This window comes from Streptomyces sp. NPDC046915, from assembly GCF_040644935.1.
In the GTDB taxonomy this organism is placed as follows: Bacteria; Actinomycetota; Actinomycetes; order Streptomycetales; family Streptomycetaceae; genus Streptomyces.
In genome coordinates this window covers 1-18847 of the sequence record NZ_JBEYXB010000049.1, presented here as the reverse complement: position 1 = coordinate 18847, position 18847 = coordinate 1, and the positions used below count along the sequence as shown (strand labels likewise).

Here is an 18847-nt window from a genome sequence, read left to right as displayed (position 1 = left end):
GTGCTGATCGGGCATTCGATCGGTGAGTTGACGGCCGCGCATGTGGCCGGGGTGCTGTCGCTGGCCGATGCGGGGGCGCTGGTGGCGGCTCGGGGGCGGCTGATGCAGGCCGCGCGCGGTGGTGGGGCGATGCTCGCCGTCGCCGCTCCCGAGGCCGAAATCGCCCCGGTTCTTGAGGAGTTCGCGGGACGGTTGGATCTGGCGGCTGTGAACGGGCCGGCTGCGATTGTTCTCTCCGGTGATGCGGACGCGGTGGAGGAGATCGCCGAGCGGTTCGCCGGTGAGGGTGTGAAGGTGAAGCGGCTGACGGTCAGCCATGCCTTCCACTCCCCGCACATGGATGAGGCTCTGGAGGAGTTCACGCGCATCGCCTCGACCCTGACCTTCAACCCGCCGATGATCCCGGTCGTCTCCAACGTCACGGGTCGGCTCGCGACAGCCGTGGAGCTGACGGACCCCGCCTACTGGGCGGCCCACATCCGTGGCACGGTCCGTTTCCACGACGGTATCCAGACCCTTGCCGCCGACGGTGTCACGACGTACCTGGAACTGGGCCCGGACCCGGTCCTGACCGCGATGGTCCAAGACGCCCTGGAATCAGGCGAGTTCACGGCAGCCGCCGTACTCCAGAAAGCCAAGGACGAACAGCGTACGTTCCTGTCCGCGCTGGCCACCGCGTACACCGCCGGGTCAGAGGTCGACTGGCACACGGGCGGACGCCGTGTCCCCCTGCCCACCTACGCCTTCCAGCGCAGGCGGCACTGGATCGACGCGCCGGGTACGGAGGCCAGGGAGCCGGAGGAGGCCGCCGCTCCCCAGAGCTGGGCCGAGAAGCTCCAGGCGCTGAACAGCGAGCAGGGCGACCGGATCCGCATCACCATGATTGCCGCGCTGGTGCGTCGGCACACGGTGGAGATCCTCGGGTACGAGAGCGCGGACGAGGTCGACCCGGCGCTGTCCTTCAAGGAGCTCGGCTACAACTCCCTGACGGCGGTCGAGCTGCGCAGCCGTCTGAACGCCGACCTCGACCTCTCCCTGCCCTCCTCGCTGATCTTCGACTATCCGACGCCCAACGCCCTGGCCGAACACATCGTGCGGGGGCTCCTGGAACTGCCGCATGTGACGGCACCCCCGGCCGAGAGCACGGATGAACCGCTGGCCGTGGTGGGGATGGCGTGCCGGTATCCGGGTGGGGTGGCCTCGCCGGAGGAGTTGTGGCGTCTGGTGGCCGACGGGGTGGACGCGATCGGTGGTCTGCCCGAGGACCGTGGCTGGGATGTGGAGGGTATCTACGATCCCGAGCGGGGTGTGAGCGGCAAGACGTATGCCCGGCACGGTGGTTTCCTGTACGACGCGGGGGAGTTCGACGCCGAGTTCTTCGGCATCAGCCCCCGTGAGGCGCTGGCCATGGACCCGCAGCAGCGGCTCCTCCTGACCACCGCGTGGGAGGCCCTGGAGCGCGCCGGAATCGACCCGCACACTCTGCGCGGCAGTGACACCGGTGTCTTCGCGGGAGTGACCGCTCAGGACTACGGTCCCCGCCTGCACGAACCGGCGGAGGGCGTCGAGGGTTATCTGCTGACGGGTGGGACGGCGAGTGTCGCCTCGGGGCGGATCTCGTACTCGCTGGGCCTGGAGGGCCCGGCGATCACGGTGGACACGGCGTGCTCGGCGTCGCTGGTGGCCCTGCACCTGGCGGCGCGGGCCCTGCGGGGCGGCGAATGCTCCCTCGCCCTGGCCGGTGGTGCGGCGGTGATGGCGACACCGGGGATGTTCGTGGAGTTCTCCCGCCAGCAGGGCCTTGCTCCTGACGGCCGTTGCAAGGCCTTCTCGGACTCGGCGGACGGCACCGCGTGGGCCGAGGGTGCCGGTCTGGTGGTGCTGGAGCGGCTGTCGGACGCCCGCCGCAACGGACACCACGTCCTGGCGGTGATCCGGGGCAGCGCCGTCAACCAGGACGGCGCCTCCAACGGGCTGACCGCGCCGAACGGTCCTTCACAGCAGCGGGTGATCCGCCAGGCGCTGGCCGACTCCGGTCTCACGGCCGCCGACGTCGACGTCGTCGAGGCGCACGGCACGGGCACGAAGCTGGGTGACCCGATCGAGGCGCAGGCCCTGATCGCCACCTACGGCCAGGACCACGCCCCCGAACGACCCCTCTGGCTCGGCTCGTTGAAGTCCAACATCGGGCACTCGCAGGCGGCGGCCGGTGTCGGCGGTGTCATCAAGATGGTGATGGCCCTGCGGCACGGCGTGCTGCCGCGCACGCTGCACCTGGCCGCGCCGACCACGCACGTCGACTGGACAGCGGGGGCGGTGTCCCTGCTGGCCGACCAGCAGGACTGGCCGGACCTCGACCGCCCTCGCCGGGCAGCGGTGTCCTCCTTCGGCATCAGCGGTACCAACGCCCACCTGATCCTGGAACAGGCCCCCGAGACCGCACCCCGCACGGTGGAGACCGCCGTCCCGGACATGGCCGTCCCGTGGGTGCTTTCCGCCCGTACGGAAGAGGCCCTGCGCGAGCAGGCCGCCCGCCTGCACGCCCACGTCGAGGCCGACCCCGGCCTCACCCCCGCCTCCGTGGCCCGAGCCCTGGCCACCACCCGCGCCACCTTCGAACACCGCGCCGTCACCATCGGCACCGACCGCGCGGACCTGCTCGCCGGGCTGGCGGCGCTCGCGGCGGGGGAGGAGACGGCGAGTGCGGTCGTGGGCGAAGGGAGCGGCGGGAGCGGGGGCGGTACCGCGTTCGTGTTCCCGGGCCGGGCCGGCGACGGGGGATGGATCGCCGACGTGGCCCGACTCGCCGCCGAGGTACCGGAGTTCGCCGCTCGGCTCGACGACTGCGCCGGGGCCCTCGCCGGACTGGTCGACTGGGACCCGCGCGCGGCGCTGCGCGGGGAGCCCGTTCCGGAGGGCGTGGACGTCGCCCGGCCCCTGCTGTGGGCGCTCGGCGTGTCGCTGGCCGGGCTGTGGTGGTCCCTCGGCGTAGTGCCGGACGCGGTCGCCGGGCGTGGCGTGGGGCAGGTGGCCGCCGCCTGCGCGGCCGGTGCGCTGAGCCTGCGGGACGGGGCCCGGGTGGTCACCGTGCCGGACGGCGACGAGGCGGCGGCCCTGGAACTGCTCGCGTCCCTGCGGCCCGGCACGGCCGCGATCCCCGTGCTCGGGGCGACGGGCGCACCGGTGGACCCGGCCGCCCTGACCCCCGCGTACTGGCTGGAGTGCCTGCGTGAGGCGCCGGACGCCGGGGACGGACCGCTGAGGGCGGAAGCGGGCGACGGCATCACCGCCTTCGTCGCGTGCGGGCCGGAAGCGGTGGCGTCCGGCGGCGAGCCGGGCGGCGCCCACCAACTGCTGCTCACCGCGGCCCGCCTGCACGTGCGCGGTGTCCTCATCGACTGGTCGCGGCTGCTTCCCCAGTGCCCGCCGGTCGCGCTGCCGACGTACCCCTTCCGGCGTCAGCACTTCTGGCTGGCGCCCGCGCGGTCCGCCGGGGACGTGACGGCGGCCGGGCTGGGCGCCGCAGGGCATCCGCTGCTCGGCGCGCTGGTGCCGGTGGCCGGTGGCGAGGGGCTGCTGTTCACCGGCCGGCTGTCGCTGCGCACCCACGGCTGGCTCGCCGACCACACCGTCGCCGACACCGTGCTGCTTCCCGGGACCGCGTTCGTCGAGATGGCGCTGCGCGCGGGCCGCGAGGCGGGCTGCGACCGGCTGGCCGACCTGACGCTGGAGGCGCCGCTGCCGCTGGCCGCCGAGGGCGTGCAGGTGCAGGTCGCCGTGGACGCGCCGGACGCGGCCGGCCGCCGCGCCGTGAGCGTCTACTCCCGGCCCGAGCAGGACGACGACGAGGACACCGGCGGGCGGATCTGGACCCGGCACGCCTCCGGTCTGCTCGAACCCGCCGTCGAGGCCGCCGAACCCGAGGCCTCCGCCTGGCTCCCCGAGGACGCCGAACCTGTCGACCCGGCCTTCCTGTACGAGGACCTGGCCGCCCAGGGCTACACCTACGGCCCCGGCTTCCAGGGCGTACGTGCCGCCTGGCGGCACGGTGGCGACAGCTTCGCCGAACTCGAACTGCCCGAGGAACTCACCGGCGACGCCGCCTCGTTCGGCATCCATCCGGCGCTCCTTGACGCGGCCCTGCACGCCGGGCTGCTGTCGGACGGCGGCACGGACGGCGGCACGGACGGCGGGCCCGCCGGGCCCAGGCTGCCGTTCGTGTGGTCCGGGGTGCGGCTGTACGACGTCCCCGCGCCCCGCACGGTACGGGTACGGCTGACCGCGACCGCCCCGGACACCCTCGCCCTGGACGTCACCGACCCCACAGGCAGGCCGGTGGCCCGCGTCGAGTCGCTCGCGCTGCGCCGGGTCCCCGCGGGCAGGCTCACCCGGGGACAGGGCCTGCGCGGGCTGTATGCCCTCGACTGGACGCCCGCTCCCGACGAAGCGCCGGCGGCCGGCTCGTGGGCCCTCGTCGGCGCCGACACCCCGCTGGCCGCGCGCCTCGCCGCGGCCGGCACCCCGGCCGCCCGGTACGCCGACACGGCCGCCCTGCTGACTGCCGTCACGGCGGGGGAGGCCCTCCCCGACCGGGTCCTCCTCGCCGTGGCGGCACGCGACGACGACGGCCACGACATCCCCGTACGCCTGCGTGAGCGCACCCACCACCTCCTCGCCGAGCTGCAACAGTGGCTGGCCGCACCGGAGTTCGCACGGACCCCGCTCACGGTGGTCACCACCGGAGCGGTGGCCGTGCGGGACGGCGACGATGTCACGGACCTGGCCGGAGCGGCCGTCTGGGGCCTGCTGCGCACCGCCCAGACCGAGCAGCCGGGGAGGTTCACCCTGGTCGACCTGGTCGACCTGGACGACCCGTACGACTCAGACGACTCGGCCTCCCTCGACGTCAGCCGCCTCCTCGGCTCGGAAGAGCCGCAACTCGCCCTCCGCGACGGCGAGATCCTCGTACCGCGCCTGGTACGGGTGACGGGCACGGGAGCCGAACCGGAGGAGCCGCGGCTCGACCCCGAGGGCACCGTGCTGGTCACCGGCGCCTCCGGCACCCTGGGCGGGCTCTTCGCCCGGCACCTGGTCACCCGGTACGGGGCCCGTCGGCTGCTGCTGGCCAGCAGGCGCGGCGCGGACGCCCCCGGTGCCCCGGAACTGGCGAGGGAGCTGCGGGAGTCGGGCGCCGAGGTGACCTTCGCCGCCTGTGACGTCTCCGACCGGGCGTCGGTGGCCGCGCTCCTGGAGGGCATCCCGGCGGCGCACCCGCTGACCGCCGTCGTGCACACCGCGGGCGTGCTGGACGACGGCACCGTGACCTCGCTGACCCCGGACCGGCTGGACACCGTCCTCGCGCCCAAGGCCGACGCGGCCTGGCACCTCCACGAGCTCACCCGGGACGCCGGCCTCGCCGCGTTCGTGCTGTTCTCCTCCGTCACCGCCACCCTCGGAAACCCGGGCCAGGCCAACTACACCGCCGCCAACGGCTTCCTGGACGGCCTCGCCCACCACCGGCACGCCTCCGGGCTGCCCGCGACCTCCCTCGGCTGGGGCCTTTGGGGCGAGGCGACCGGGCTCACCGGACACCTCGACCAGGCCGACCTCGCCCGGATGACCCGGGGCGGCATCGCCCCGATGGAGACCGCGCAGGGCCTCGCCCTGTTCGACGCCGCCCTCACCGCCGGCCGCCCGGCGCCGGTACCGGCCCGGATCGACCTCGCCGCGCTGCGGGCCGACGCGGGCACCGGGCAGCTGCCCGCCGTCCTGACCGGCCTGGTGCGCGTACCGGCCCGCCGGGCCGGGCGCGGCGCGGGCGGCGCGGACGGGGAGTGGGCCCGTACCATCGCCGCGCTGCCCGAGGCCGAGCGGCGCGCGGCCGTCGCCCCGGTGGTGTCCGCCCAGGTCGCCACCGTGCTCGGGCACGACAACCCGGCCCGCGTCGAGGAGGGCCGCCCGTTCCGCGAGGCCGGCTTCGACTCGCTCGCCTCGGTCGAACTGCGCAACCGGCTCGGCGCGGCCACCGGCCTGGCGCTCTCCCCGACCCTGGTCTTCGACTACCCGACACCCGGCGCCGTCATCGACCACCTCACCGAACTGGTCGCCGGCCCGGACGGCGGCCCGGACCAGGAGGCCCCGGCCGCCGTACCGCGCCGGGCGAGCGACGCCGACCCGGTGGTCGTCGTCGGCATGAGCTGCCGCTACCCGGGCGGCGTGGCCTCCCCGGAGGACCTGTGGCGGCTGGTGCGGCAGGGCGTCGACGCGGTCGGCGAGTTCCCCGCCACCCGGGGCTGGAACGTCGCCGAACTGTACGACCCGGACCCGGACCGGGTCGGCCGCAGCTACTCCAAGGAGGGCGGCTTCCTGTACGACGCGGACGCCTTCGACGCCGAGTTCTTCGGCATCAGCCCCCGTGAGGCGCTCGCCACCGACCCGCAGCAGCGGCTGCTGCTGGAGACCGCCTGGGAGGGCCTGGAGCGGGCCGGGATCCCGCCCGCGACCCTGCGCGGCAGCCGGACCGGCGTGTTCGCGGGCGTCATGTACAACGACTACGCCTCCCGGCTGCACCCCGCGCCCGAGGGATACGAGGGCCACCTCGGCAACGGCAGCATGGGCAGTGTCGCCTCCGGCCGGGTCGCCTACACCCTCGGCCTGGAGGGCCCGGCGATCACCGTCGACACCGCCTGCTCCTCCTCCCTGGTGGCTCTGCACCTGGCGGTGCGGGCGCTGCGCGAGGGGGAGTGCACCCTCGCCCTGGCCGGTGGCGTCACCGTGATGTCCACGCCCACCACCTTCATCGAGTTCAGCCGCCAGCGCGCGCTGTCCTCCGACGGCCGCTGCAAGGCGTTCGCGGAGTCCGCCGACGGCACCGGCTGGGCCGAGGGCGTCGGCATGCTGGTCCTGGAGCGGCTGTCCGACGCCCGCCGCAACGGCCACGACGTCCTCGCCGTGGTCCGGGGCAGCGCGGTCAACCAGGACGGCGCGTCCAACGGCCTCACCGCACCGAACGGCCCGGCCCAGCAGCGGGTGATCCGCCAGGCCCTCGCCGACGCCCGGCTGACGGCGGCCGACGTCGACGCCGTCGAGGCCCACGGCACCGGCACCAAGCTCGGCGACCCGATCGAGGCCCAGGCGCTCATCGCGACGTACGGGCAGGAGCACGGCCCGGGACAGCCGCTCTGGCTGGGCTCGCTGAAGTCCAACATCGGCCACTCCCAGGCGGCCGCCGGAGTCGGCGGGATCATCAAGATGGTGATGGCCATGCGGCACGGCCGGCTGCCGCGCACCCTGCACGTCGACGCCCCCACCCCGCACGTCGACTGGTCGGCGGGAGCGGTGTCCCTGCTGACCGAGGAGCGCGACTGGCCGGAGCTGGACCGCCCCCGCCGGGCCGCGGTGTCCTCCTTCGGCATCAGCGGCACCAACGCCCACGTCATCGTCGAGGCACCCGCCGCACCCCGGCCCGCCCCGGCGCCGGCCGCCGACCCGTACACCGGCCCCCTGCCCTGGGTGCTGAGCGCCCGCTCCGCCGAAGCACTGCGCCAACAGGCCGCCCGGCTCGCGGAGTTCGCCGCGGCAGAACCGGCGCCCCCGGCGGCCGACATCGCGCTGTCCCTGGCCACCGCCCGCACCGTCTTCGACCACACCGCGGTGGCCCTGGGCTCCTCCGCCGCCGAACTGCTCGCCGGGCTCGACGCGCTCGCCCGCGGCACCGACTCGCCCCATCTGCTGCGCGGCGGCTCGGCCCGCCGGGGCCGCACCGCGTTCCTGTTCACCGGGCAGGGCAGCCAGCGACCGGGCATGGGACGGGAACTGTACGAGACCGAGCCGGTGTTCGCGGAAGCCTTCGACGCCGTGTGCGCACACCTCGACCCCCGGCTGGAACACCCGCTGAAGGAAGTGGTGTTCGGCGAATCCGAGCTGCTGCACCAGACCCGCTACACCCAGACCGCCCTGTTCGCCCTGGAGACCGCCCTGTTCCGGCTCGCCGAGCACCGCGGCCTCGTCCCCGACCTGCTGATCGGGCACTCGGTGGGCGAACTGACCGCCGCGCACGCGGCCGGGGTGCTGTCCCTGCCGGACGCCTGCGCGCTGGTCGCGGCCCGGGGCCGGCTGATGCAGGCCGCCCGCGACGGCGGCGCGATGCTCGCCGTGCGCGCCGCCGAACCCGACGTACGGCCGCTGCTCGCGGCGTATCCCGGCCGGGTGGACCTGGCCGCGGTGAACGGGCCCGCCGCCGTCGTGGTCTCCGGCGACGCCGACGCGGTCGCCGAACTCGCCGACCGGGCACGGCAGTCGGGCCTGAAGACCCATCGGCTCACGGTCAGCCACGCCTTCCACTCGGCCCACATGGACGAGGTGCTGGAGGAGTTCACCCGGATCGCCTCCACCCTGACCTTCAACCCGCCGGCGATCCCGGTGGTGTCGAATGTGACCGGTCGGCTCGCCACCGCCGAGGACCTGGCCGACCCCGCCTACTGGGCCCGCCACATCCGTGGCACGGTCCGCTTCCACGACGGCGTCCGCACCCTGCACGACCAGGGCGTGACGACCTATCTGGAACTCGGCCCCGACCCCGTGCTGACCGCCATGGTGGGCAACGCGCTCGAGGAGCGCACCGGCGAGGACGACGAACCCGCCGTGACCGCCGCCGCCCTGCGCGCCGGACGCCCCGAACAGCGCACCGTCGCCGCCGCGTTCACCGCCGCCCACACCCGGGGGCCGGTGGCCCTGGCGGTGGCCGGCGGCGCCCCCGCCGACTGGCTGGACCGGCTCGCCCGGCACGGCGCCCGCCGGGCCGACCTGCCCACCTACGCCTTCCAGCGCACCCGCTACTGGCTCCAGGCCCCCGCCGCCGCGGCCGACACCGCCGCGACCGGGCAGGACACCGCCGACCATCCGCTGCTCGGCGCCCGCGTGCCGCTCGCCGACGGCTCGGGGCTGCTGTTCACCGCCCGGCTGTCCCTCGCCGACCACCCCTGGCTCGCCGACCACCTGGTGGCCGGACGGGTCCTACTGCCCGGCGCCGCCCTCGCCGACCTGGCCGTACACGCCGGCGACCAGCTCGGCTGCGACCGGGTCGAGGACCTCACCCTGCGCGCGCCGCTGGTACTGCCCGAGGACGGCGCGCTGCGCCTACAGGTGTCCGCCGGACCCGCCGACGCCTCGGGCCGGTACCCGTTCGCCGTCCACACCTGCCCCGACGACGGCTCCGGCGCCGCCGACTGGACCCGGCACGCCGACGGCACCCTGACCGCCACCGGCACCACCGCCCCGGCCGCCGAGGCATGGGCGCAGGCCTGGCCGCCGCCCGGCGCCGACCCGGTCGACGTCGACGCGCTGGACCGGCGGCTGGCCGACGCCGGACTCGGCTACGGGCCCGCGTTCCAGGGCCTCACCGCCGCCTGGCGGCACGGCGACACGCTGTACGCCGAGGTACGGCTGCCCGCCGACGCCTCCCAGGACACCGGCCCCGACCGGTTCGGCATCCACCCCGCCCTGCTCGACTCCGCGCTGCGGCCCCTCGCGCTCGGACCCACGGCCGACCCCGCCGACGACGCCGGCCAGGCCCACATCCCCTTCGCCTGGAGCGGCCTGACCCTGCACGCGACCGGCGCGAGTGCCCTGCGCGTCCGCATCACCCCCGCCGCCGCCGAAGGCAGCGTCACCCTGGACCTCGCCGACCCCTCCGGCGCACCCGTCGCCCGCGTGGACACCCTCGCCCTGCGCGCCCTGCCCGCCGGCGGACAGACCCCCGCCGAGTCCGGCTCCGGGCTGCTCGCCGTGGACTGGACCCGGCTGGAGCCCACCGCCGTCGACGCCGCCCCGGCCGACTGGGCCGTGCTGGACGGCCCGTTCACGCCCACCCTGCCCGACACCCTGCCGGGCGTACGGCTCACCGGCCTCGCCGCCGCGACCGCCCCGGGCGTGCTGCTCGCCGCGGTCACCCCCGAACCCGCCGCCGAACCCGCCGCCGACCGCGGTGAGCCCGCGGACACCGCGCGTGCCGCGCTGACCTCCGTACTGCGACTTCTACAGGACTGGTCCGCGCGGGAGGAGACGGCCGGCGTCCCGCTGGTGCTGCTCACCCGGGGCACCGCCGCCGTACTGCCCGGCGAGGTACCCGACCCCGCCTGCGCCGCCGTCGCCGGACTGCTGCGCACCGCGCAGGCCGAACACCCCGGGCGGATCCTGGTCGTCGACACGGACGCCGACGACGCCTCCACACAGGCGCTGCCCACGGCCGTGGCCCGCGCCCTGGCCGACGGCGAACCACAACTCGCGCTGCGCGCCGGACAGACGTACGCGCCCCGGCTCGTCCCCGTCGCCCCCGCCGCCGAGCCTTCCGCGTCTGCCTTCGACCCGGACGGCACCGTGCTGCTCACCGGCGCCACCGGCCTGCTGGGCGGGCTGGTCGCGCACCACCTGGTCACCGCGCACGGCGCGCGTCGCCTCCTGCTGGTCAGCCGCCGCGGGCCGGACGCGCCCGGGGCCGCCGAACTGGTCGCCTCGCTGGCCGGGTCGGGCGCCGAGGCGACCGTCGTGGCCTGCGACACCGCCGACCGGCGGGCGCTCGCCGCGCTGCTGGACGCCATCCCCGCCGCACACCCGCTGACCGCCGTCGTGCACACCGCGGGCGTCCTGGACGACGGGGTGCTCACCGCGCTCACCCCCGCCCGTCTCGACGCCGTCCTGCGGCCCAAGGCGGACGCGGCCCGCAACCTGCACGAACTGACCCGGGAGCGCGGGCTGTCGGCGTTCGTCCTGTTCTCCTCGATCGCCGCCACCGTCGGCACCCCCGGCCAGGCCAACTACGCGGCCGCCAACGCCTTCCTGGACGCCCTCGCCCGGCAGCGGCACGCCGCGGGGCTGCCCGCCACCTCCATCGGCTGGGGCCTGTGGGGCGGTGGCGGGGGCATGGGCGAGGAGCTCAAGCAGAGCGACCTCGTCCGGCTGGCCCGTTCCGGTATCGCCCCCATGAGCCCCCAGGCCGCCCTGGACCTCCTGGACCGGGCGTTGGCCGGCAGCCACCCGGCGCCGGTCGCCACCGCCCTGGACCGGGCGGCGCTGCGCGGGCGCGCGGCCGCGGGCGAGCTGCCCGCGCTGATGCGCTCGCTGGTCCGCGTGCCCGTCCGCCGCACGGCCGCGGCCGCCGCGGCCGACACCACCGGGCCGGCCGCCCTGACCGCCCGGCTGGCCGGGCTCACCGCCGACGAGCGGGTCGCGGCCGTACGGGACCTGGTGGTCACGGAGATCGCCCATGTGCTCGGCCACCCCGACGCACGCGGCATCGGCGCCGAACGCGGCTTCACCGAGCTGGGCTTCGACTCGCTGACCGCGGTGGATCTGCGCAACCGGCTGATCGCCGCCACCGGCCTGCAACTGCCCGCCACGCTCGCCTTCGACCACCCGACCGCCGCCGCCCTGGCCACCGAACTCGCCGACCGGCTCGCCCCGGCCCAGGACACCCGGCCCTCCTCGCTCTCCGCCGAACTGGACCGCCTGGAGGCCCTGCTGGCCCGCACCGCCGGAACCGCCGAACACGCCGAGGCCGGCGACCGGCTCGCCGGCCTGCTGCGGACCTGGCAGGCCGCGCAGGCCACGGACGCCGACGAGGCGGACCTCGACTCGGTCACCGACGACGAACTGTTCGCCGCCCTGGACGGCGAACTCGGCCTGTAGGACCGGCCGGCAAAAGCCGCAACACCAGCAACAACCGAAATATCCGCAACACCGCAATATCCGCAACACAGGCAATATCCGCAACACACCGGAGGTATCCCGGAGATGGAAGAGAGGCTCGCGTGAGCACTTGGCGCGGCAACCCCTGGGCGGTGCTGACCACACTCGCCCTCGGGTTCTACATGACCCTGCTGGACCTGACCATCGTGAACGTCGCGATGCCCGACATCATGTCCGACCTCGGGGCCTCGCTCGACCAGGTCCTGTGGGTGGTCAGCGCCTACGCCCTGGTCCTGGCGGTCCTGCTGATCACCGCCGGCCGGCTCGGCGACCTGTACGGGCCGAGGGCGCTCTTCCTGGCCGGCGTCGTGGTCTTCACACTGGCCAGCGTGGCGTGCGGCCTGGCCCAGAACCCGGCCGAACTCATCGCCACCCGGGCGGTGCAGGGCCTCGGCGCGGCCCTCATGGGCCCGCAGACCATGACCATGATCGTGGCGGTGTTCCCGGCCGAACGGCGGGGCGCGGCCATGGGCGTGTGGGGCTCGGTCGCCGGCGTGGCCACGATCTCCGGGCCGACGCTGGGCGGGCTGCTGGTCAGCGCGGCCGGCTGGCGCTGGATCTTCTTCGTCAACCTGCCGGTCGGCCTCGCGGTCCTGGCCCTGACCCTGCTCGTGGTGCCCGACATCCGCACCGGCCGCGCACACCGCTTCGACGTCACCGGCGTGCTGCTGGCCAGCGCCGCGCTGCTCGCCCTGTGCTTCGGCCTCCAGGAGGGCCAGCGCTACGACTGGAACGGGGCCATCGTCGCCTGCATCGCGGCCGGCGTCGTCCTCATCGGCGTGTTCCTGCTGCACCAGCGGGCCCGGCAGGACCGCGAACCGCTGCTGCCCTTCGCCGTGTTCCGCAACCGCAACTTCACCCTGATGTCCACGGTGACCGGCCTGGTGGCCCTGTCGATGCTGGGCCTGGTCCTGCCCTTCAACCTGTACCTCCAGTCCAACCTCGGCATGAGCCCGCTGCGGGCCGGCCTCACCCTGGCACCCTCCCCGCTGGTGTCCATGGCCGTCGCCCCGTTCGCCGGCCGCATGTCGGACCGGATCGGCGGCAAGTACGTCCTGATGTTCGGCCTCCTCGCCTACGGCACCGGAATCGCCCTGGTGAGCGGACTGGCCGGCGCCGACAGCCACTGGTACACCTTCACCCCGGCCCTGCTCGTCACCGGCATGGGCACCGGCTGCCTCCTCGCACCGCTGGCCGCCGAGGCGATGCGCAGCGTCGAACCCCGGCTCGCCGGAGCCGCCTCCGGCGTCAACAACACCATCCGGCAGCTCGGTTCGGTCATCGGCTCGGCGGTGGTCGGCGCGATCATGCAGCACCAGCTGATCAGCGAGATCCACTCCGGCGCCGACTCCCGCGCGGCCCAACTCCCGGCCGGCGTGCGGGAGAAGTTCACCGGCGCCTTCGTCTCCGACGCCGGCCGCGACGCCGGCGCGCACCAGGTGGCGGCGGCCGTACCGCACGACGTGGCCGCCACGGCCGAGAAGCTCGCCCGCGGGGTGTACTCCGACGGCTACCTGTCGCTGCTGCACTCCACGCTGCTGCTCCCCGTCGGCGCCCTGAGCCTCGGCCTGATCGCCGCGCTGGCCGCCACCTCGCACGCCCGCCGCACCGCCCCCGCCCCCCAGCCGAAACCCGCCACCGCGGCGGACGCCACGACCACCTGACCCCACCCACCGGACGGCGGCACGCGCCGCCGTCCGAGAACGGGGAACAGGCCGCCCGACACCGGTGTCGGGCGGCCTGTTCCCCGTTCTCGGACGGGTGAGGTCAGAGGGTCACCACACCACCGGCAGATGGGCCAGCCCGCCGGTCAGGGTGTCGTCACGGAACTCCAGGTCGTTGGGGGAACCGGCCAGCTGGAGGTCGGGGAAGCGCTCGAACAGCGTGGAGAAGACGATCTGGAGCTCCACCCGGGCCAGGCTGGCACCGATGCAGAAGCGCGGGCCGTGGCCGAAGGCGAGGTGCTGGGGGATCTGCCGGGTGATGTCGAAGACGTCGGGGTCGTCGAACATCTGCGGGTCCCGGTTCGCCGCCGTGAACGGCAGCAGCACCAGATCGCCCGCCGGGATCGTCGTTTCGCCCACCTGGATGTCCTCGTGCGTGTAACGCGGCAGCACGTCCTGCGTGGACGGCGCCGCCGCCCGCAGGATCTCCTCCACCGCGTTCTTCACCATGCCCCGCGGGTCCGCCTGGAGCTTCGCCCGCTGCTCGGGGTGGGTGAGCAGCAGCAGCGTGCCGATGTCGAGACGGGTCACCGTCGTCTCGTGCCCGGCGAACAGCAGCGCCGCGCCGAGCCCGGCGATCTCGTCGTCGCTCAGGTTCTCCCGCTCCTGCGCCTCGATGAGGTCGGAGAAGACGTCCTGACCCGGCTCCTTGCGCTTGACCTCGATCAGTTTGTACATGTAGCTCGTCAGCCGGTCCCAGGCCGCCTGCGACTCCACGCGGTCGTACAGGTTCGTGGCGCCGTTGGAGTACGTACGGAACTCCTCGCGGTCCTCGCCCGGCACCCCCAGCAGCTGGCAGATGACCAGCACCGGCAGCGGGAAGGACAGCGCCTCGTGGAAGTCCGCGGGCTGCGGACCGGCCTCCATGGCGTCGAAGAGCTCCCGGACGATCTCCGCGACCTCCAGGCGCAGCTTCTCCACCCGCCGCGCCGAGAACGACGGCGCGAACAGCCGCCGCATCCGGGAGCGGTTGGCGACCTCGTCCTCCGGCTTGCCCAGCGGGCCGCTGATCACGGCCGCGTTGGCGATACGGGCCGCGTTGTCCGGATCCGGGTGGGACCGGCCCAGCCGCGGGTCGTTGAAGAGTTCCTTGATCTCCTTGTACCGGGTGATCAGCCACCCCTCGTCCCCGGCCGGCGTCCCCACCCGCGCCACCGGATTGCGGGTACGCAGCTGGTGGAAGAGCGGCGCGATCGCGGTGGCCGGGTTCTCCGGGTCCCGCGGAAACGGAAGCCGCGGCAGTTCCTGAACAGCAGTCACGATGGGTACTCCTCGATGGTCTCTGAGGTCTTCGATCGGATCGCGGCCTCGGGATATTCGGCACCTGGCTGGAAAAAATCCCCGAAACTGATTGCCGGTCACGCTATTCCGGGGTCCTAAAGCTGACTTAAACCAGCCAGGGCGGAGCACCGCGGGCTTTTGCCGTCCGCAAGCCCGCCGAAAGAGGCCCGCAAGAGCGGTGGACGACCCTGCTGGGCATGAAGGTCGACAATGTCTTCCTGGCCGGCATCGGCACCTATCTGCCGGACCGGGTCACCACCGCCGAAGCCGTCGAGAACGGCTGGTACGACGAGGAACTGCGCACGGCCAGCGGGATGGTGGCGGTGGGCGTCGCGGGCGAGACACCGGCCCCCGACATGGCCGTCGCCGCCGCCCGGGAGGCCCTCAAACGCGCCGAGCACACGCCCGACGACTTCGCGGCCCTGCTGCACACCCCGGTCCACCACCAGGGCCCGGAGATCTGGTCGGCGCCGCACTACGTCCTGCACAACACCCTGGACCGGCCGGTGCCCGCGATCGAGATCCGGCAGGGCTGCCTCGGCATGATCACCTCGATGCGGCTGGCCGCCCTCTGGCTGGGCGGCACCCCCGGCCCCGACGCCGTCCTGGTCACCGCGGGCGACAACTTCTCCACCGCCAACATCGACCGATGGCGGGTCAGCAGCCACTACCTGCTCGGCGACGGCGGCTCGGCCGCCGTGCTCTCCCGGCGCGAGGGCTTCGCCCGGCTGCTGTCCGTGCACTCGGTGTCCTGCCCCGAGGCCGAGATACTGCACCGCGGTGGCGAGCCGCTCTTCCCGCCCTCCATCACCGTCGGCAAGCGCCTCGACCTGGAGGAACGCGGCGAGTACATCCGCGCCCAGTGGGCGGCCGGGGTGGCGCCGCCGCTGTTCCACCTCGGCGACGTGGTGACCGAGGTCGTCGACCGGGTCCTGGCCGACGCCGGGCTGCGCATGGACGACATCGCCAAGGTCGCGCACAGTGCCGTCGCCGTCGACCAGATCCGCAACGGCTTCCTGGACCCCCTCGGCATCGACGAGGCGCGCGGCACCTGGGAGTTCAACCGGACCCTCGGCCACTCCGCGGGCACCGACCAGATCGCCGGCCTGGAGTGGCTCCTGGCCACGGGGCAGGCCGGTCCCGGCGACCGGGTGCTGCTGCTGGCCGCCGCGGTCGGCATGGAGGTCGGCGCCGCCGTCGTGGAGATCCTCGCCGCCCCCTGACCGTGTCCGAAGAAAGAGAGAAGGCAGCCATGGCAACGACCGACGGACTCAGCCGCGAGGAGATACGCGAGGCGGTGGCCGCCGTCATCGGCGTCCCGGCCGGCCAGCTGGCCGACGACGCCAATCTCGTCCAGCACGGCCTGAAGTCCCTGCACCTGATGCAGCTCATCAACGGCTGGCGACGCGCGGGCCACACCGTGAAGTTCGGCGAACTCGCCGCCACCCCCACCATCGAGGCCTGGTCCGCCCGCCTCACCGACCAGCTCCCCGCCGCCGGCTGAACCACCCGCCCCGACCCCGCTGCCGCCGACCCGATGCCCCGGCGGCAGCGGGGTTTTCGGCGTCCGGGGCCCGGCTGTCCGGTCCGGGTACGCACGGAGGCGGGGGCACGGCCCTCGCCGTGCCCCCGCCTCCCTCGTCGTACCGGTCGTACCGGTCGTACCGGTCGTGCAGGTCGTACCGGTCGTGCAGGTCGTACCGTCGTCAGGACCCAGGTCCCGCCGGGCCGAACCACCGTTCCACGGCCTCCGCCAGGGCCGCCGCGTCGGCGGTCGGGTCGCCGGCCCAGGCCACGTGGCCGTCGGGGCGGAGCAGGACCGCGTCCGCGGGGATCTCGGGGGCCGGTTTCACCGCGGCCACGCGGAGGCGGTCCGTACGGCCCGCCGTCGCCCCGGGAACGCCGTCGGCCGGACCGGTCAGGGTCAGCAGCACACCCCGGCCCGCGTACAGCAGCCGCGGGACGCTGGTCGTACCGTCCGCGCCCACCAGCGGCACATGCGGCAGCCGACGGCCCAGCGGCGGCGCCGAACCCTCCGGCGCGTAGCCGACGTCCAGGCCGGTCGACAGCTCCAGCAGGTGCCGGTTGACGTCCGGGTACTTCAGCAGCTCCGTCACCAGCTCCCGCACCGGCGCCACCCGCCGCGCCGGATGGATCAGCGCCAGCTGCACGTCCGTGGCCGCCGCGGCGCGCACACCCTGCGGGCGCCGCTCGGCCTCGTAGGTGTCCAGCAGGCCCTGCGGCGCCCAGCCCAGCAGCTCGGCGGCGAGTTTCCAGCCCAGGTTGAGCGCGTCCTGGAAGCACAGGTTCAGCCGCAGCCCGGCCAGCGGGTAGAAGGTGTGCGCCGCGTCCCCGACGAGGAACACCCGGCCTTCCCGGTAACGGTCGGCGATCCTGGTCGGCCCGCCGTACCGCTCCACCCACCGCACCGGCACGTCCGGGAACGCGCTGCCGTTGATCCGCCCGATCGCCTCCCGCAGCTCCGCCGCGTCCGGCACCACGTCCGCGCCCGGCAACTCGGTGTCGAACTCGGCGGTGATGATCCGGGTGACCCCGGTGTCCGTGGGCACCGCCGAGTAGATCCCGCCGCCGGGCGAGACCTTGGAGCCCCGGTGCACCTCGGGCAGCTCCCCGAGGGTCACCTCCACGTCCGCGACCAGCCCGCAGTTGGGCGACCCGGACCCGGGAAAGCCGATCCCGGCCAGCTCCCGCACCCGGCTCGACTCACCGTCCGCGCCCACCAGATGACTGCCGCGCAGCTCGTACTCGCCCTCGGGCCCGCGCACCCGCGCCGCCACCCCGGACGCGTCCTGGGAGAAGCCGACCAGCTCGTGGCCGCGCCGCAGCCGGGCGCCCCGCCGCACGGCCGCCTCGGCGAGCCGCCGCTCCACATGCTGCTGGCCCAGCAGCAGCGCGGGCTGGTGCCGCCCCTCGAGCGCGCTGTCGTCCAGCCAGATCAGCGAGAAGTGCGTGCCCTGCACCGGTTTGCTGTGCTCCAGCAGACCGCCCAGCAGGCCGCGCTGCTGGAGCAGTTCGGCCGCCGACAGGTTCAGCGCCTGCCCGGGCACCCGCCCGCTGGGCTCGGCGAGCCGGTCGAGTACGACGGTGTCGATGTCCCACAACGCCAGTTCATGGGCGAGCATGAGCCCTGCGGGCCCAGCGCCCGCGATGATGACCGGACCGGACATGCGCGGTTCCCTTCCTGCCCGACGCCCCGTGAAGGCGGCTCAGGCGATGCCGAGTTCGTTGTCGATGAGGTCGAAGATCTCGTCGTCGGAGGCGACGGACAGCTCGCTCGCCGTCAGACCCGCGTCGGCCGGACCGCGGCTCTCCTCCAGCCGCACCAGGAAGTCCTGCACCCGTGCGGCCAGCCGGCCCACCCCGCCCGGCGAGGCCGCCGGGTCACCGAGCCGCTCCTGGGCCCGGTCCAGCTCGGCCAGCAGCGCCGCGAACGGGTCCTGCTCCGCCGGGGCGAGCAACTCGTCCAGGTGGGCGGTGAGCGCGGACGGGGTGGGGTGGTCGAAGATCAGGGTCGGCGACAGCCGCTGCCCGGTGGCCGTACCCAGCTGGTTGCGCAGCTCGTACGCCGACAGCGAGTCGAAGCCCAGCAGCGAGAACGGCCGCTCCGGGTCCACCCCGGAGGCCGACGCGTGCCCCAGCACGGTGGCCACGCTGCCCCGCACCAGCTCACCCAGCAGCTCCCGGCGTTCCGCGGCCGGCAGTACGGCGATCCGCTCCGCCGACGACGGCCCGCCGGCCGCACCGCGCCGCCCCGCCGCCCCGCCGCGCCGCGGCGACCGGGCCCGTACGAGGCGGTCGAAGAGCGGGTCGAGCAGCCCGGCCGCCGCGCGGTCCGCGAGGACGCCGGTGTCGACCCCCAGCGCCACCGTCAGCGGCTGACGCAGCGCCAGCGCCGCGTCGAACTGCCTGAGCCCCTCCTCCGGTGACAGCGCCACCACACCCGTCTGCGCCAGCCGGTCCAGCGCCCGCTCGTCGAGCTGCCCGCCCATGCCGTGGGTGGTGTGCCACAGGCCCCAGGCGAGGGAGGTGGCGGGGAGGCCGTGGGCGTGGCGGTGGTGGGCGAGGGCGTCGAGGAA

Annotated in this window: 7 protein-coding genes; 4 read left to right on the top strand and 3 right to left on the bottom strand. The window is 74.7% G+C overall.

Annotation, left to right across the window (positions count from 1 at the left end; genetic code table 11):
- Together ABZ915_RS48200 and ABZ915_RS48195 are read left to right on the top strand one after the other, a co-directional pair.
- Positions 1-11685 carry an SDR family NAD(P)-dependent oxidoreductase gene (locus ABZ915_RS48200; protein ID WP_361817686.1) on the top strand — a complete coding sequence of 3895 codons (11685 nt, stop codon included), beginning with the start codon at positions 1-3 and terminating at the stop codon, positions 11683-11685.
- Between the two features lie 122 nt (positions 11686-11807).
- Complete coding sequence (locus tag ABZ915_RS48195) at positions 11808-13409, top strand: MDR family MFS transporter (RefSeq protein WP_361817683.1); 1602 nt, start codon at positions 11808-11810, stop codon at positions 13407-13409.
- Positions 13410-13520: 111 nt separating this feature from the next.
- On the opposite strand, the gene ABZ915_RS48190 is transcribed toward ABZ915_RS48195, so the two are convergent.
- Entirely contained in the window at positions 13521-14729 is a 1209-nt protein-coding gene (locus ABZ915_RS48190) for a cytochrome P450 (RefSeq protein ID WP_361817680.1), read from the bottom strand.
- Positions 14730-14947: 218 nt separating this feature from the next.
- Here ABZ915_RS48190 and ABZ915_RS48185 point away from each other — a divergent pair, with 218 nt between their 5' ends.
- Together ABZ915_RS48185 and ABZ915_RS48180 are read left to right on the top strand one after the other, a co-directional pair.
- The gene (locus tag ABZ915_RS48185) at positions 14948-15973 is read left to right on the top strand and encodes a ketoacyl-ACP synthase III family protein (RefSeq protein ID WP_361817677.1); all 1026 of its coding nucleotides are present in this window, start codon (positions 14948-14950) and stop codon (positions 15971-15973) included.
- A gap of 29 nt (positions 15974-16002) precedes the next feature.
- Positions 16003-16254, top strand: coding sequence for a phosphopantetheine-binding protein (locus tag ABZ915_RS48180; RefSeq protein WP_361817674.1), 252 nt, complete (start codon positions 16003-16005; stop codon positions 16252-16254).
- Between the two features lie 202 nt (positions 16255-16456).
- Here ABZ915_RS48180 and ABZ915_RS48175 read toward each other — a convergent pair whose 3' ends face one another.
- Positions 16457-17938, bottom strand: coding sequence for an FAD-dependent monooxygenase (locus ABZ915_RS48175; protein ID WP_361817671.1), 1482 nt, complete (start codon positions 17936-17938; stop codon positions 16457-16459).
- A gap of 39 nt (positions 17939-17977) precedes the next feature.
- A partial coding sequence (locus ABZ915_RS48170) for a beta-ketoacyl reductase (protein ID WP_361817669.1) occupies positions 17978-18847 on the bottom strand: 870 nt, incomplete at its 5' end.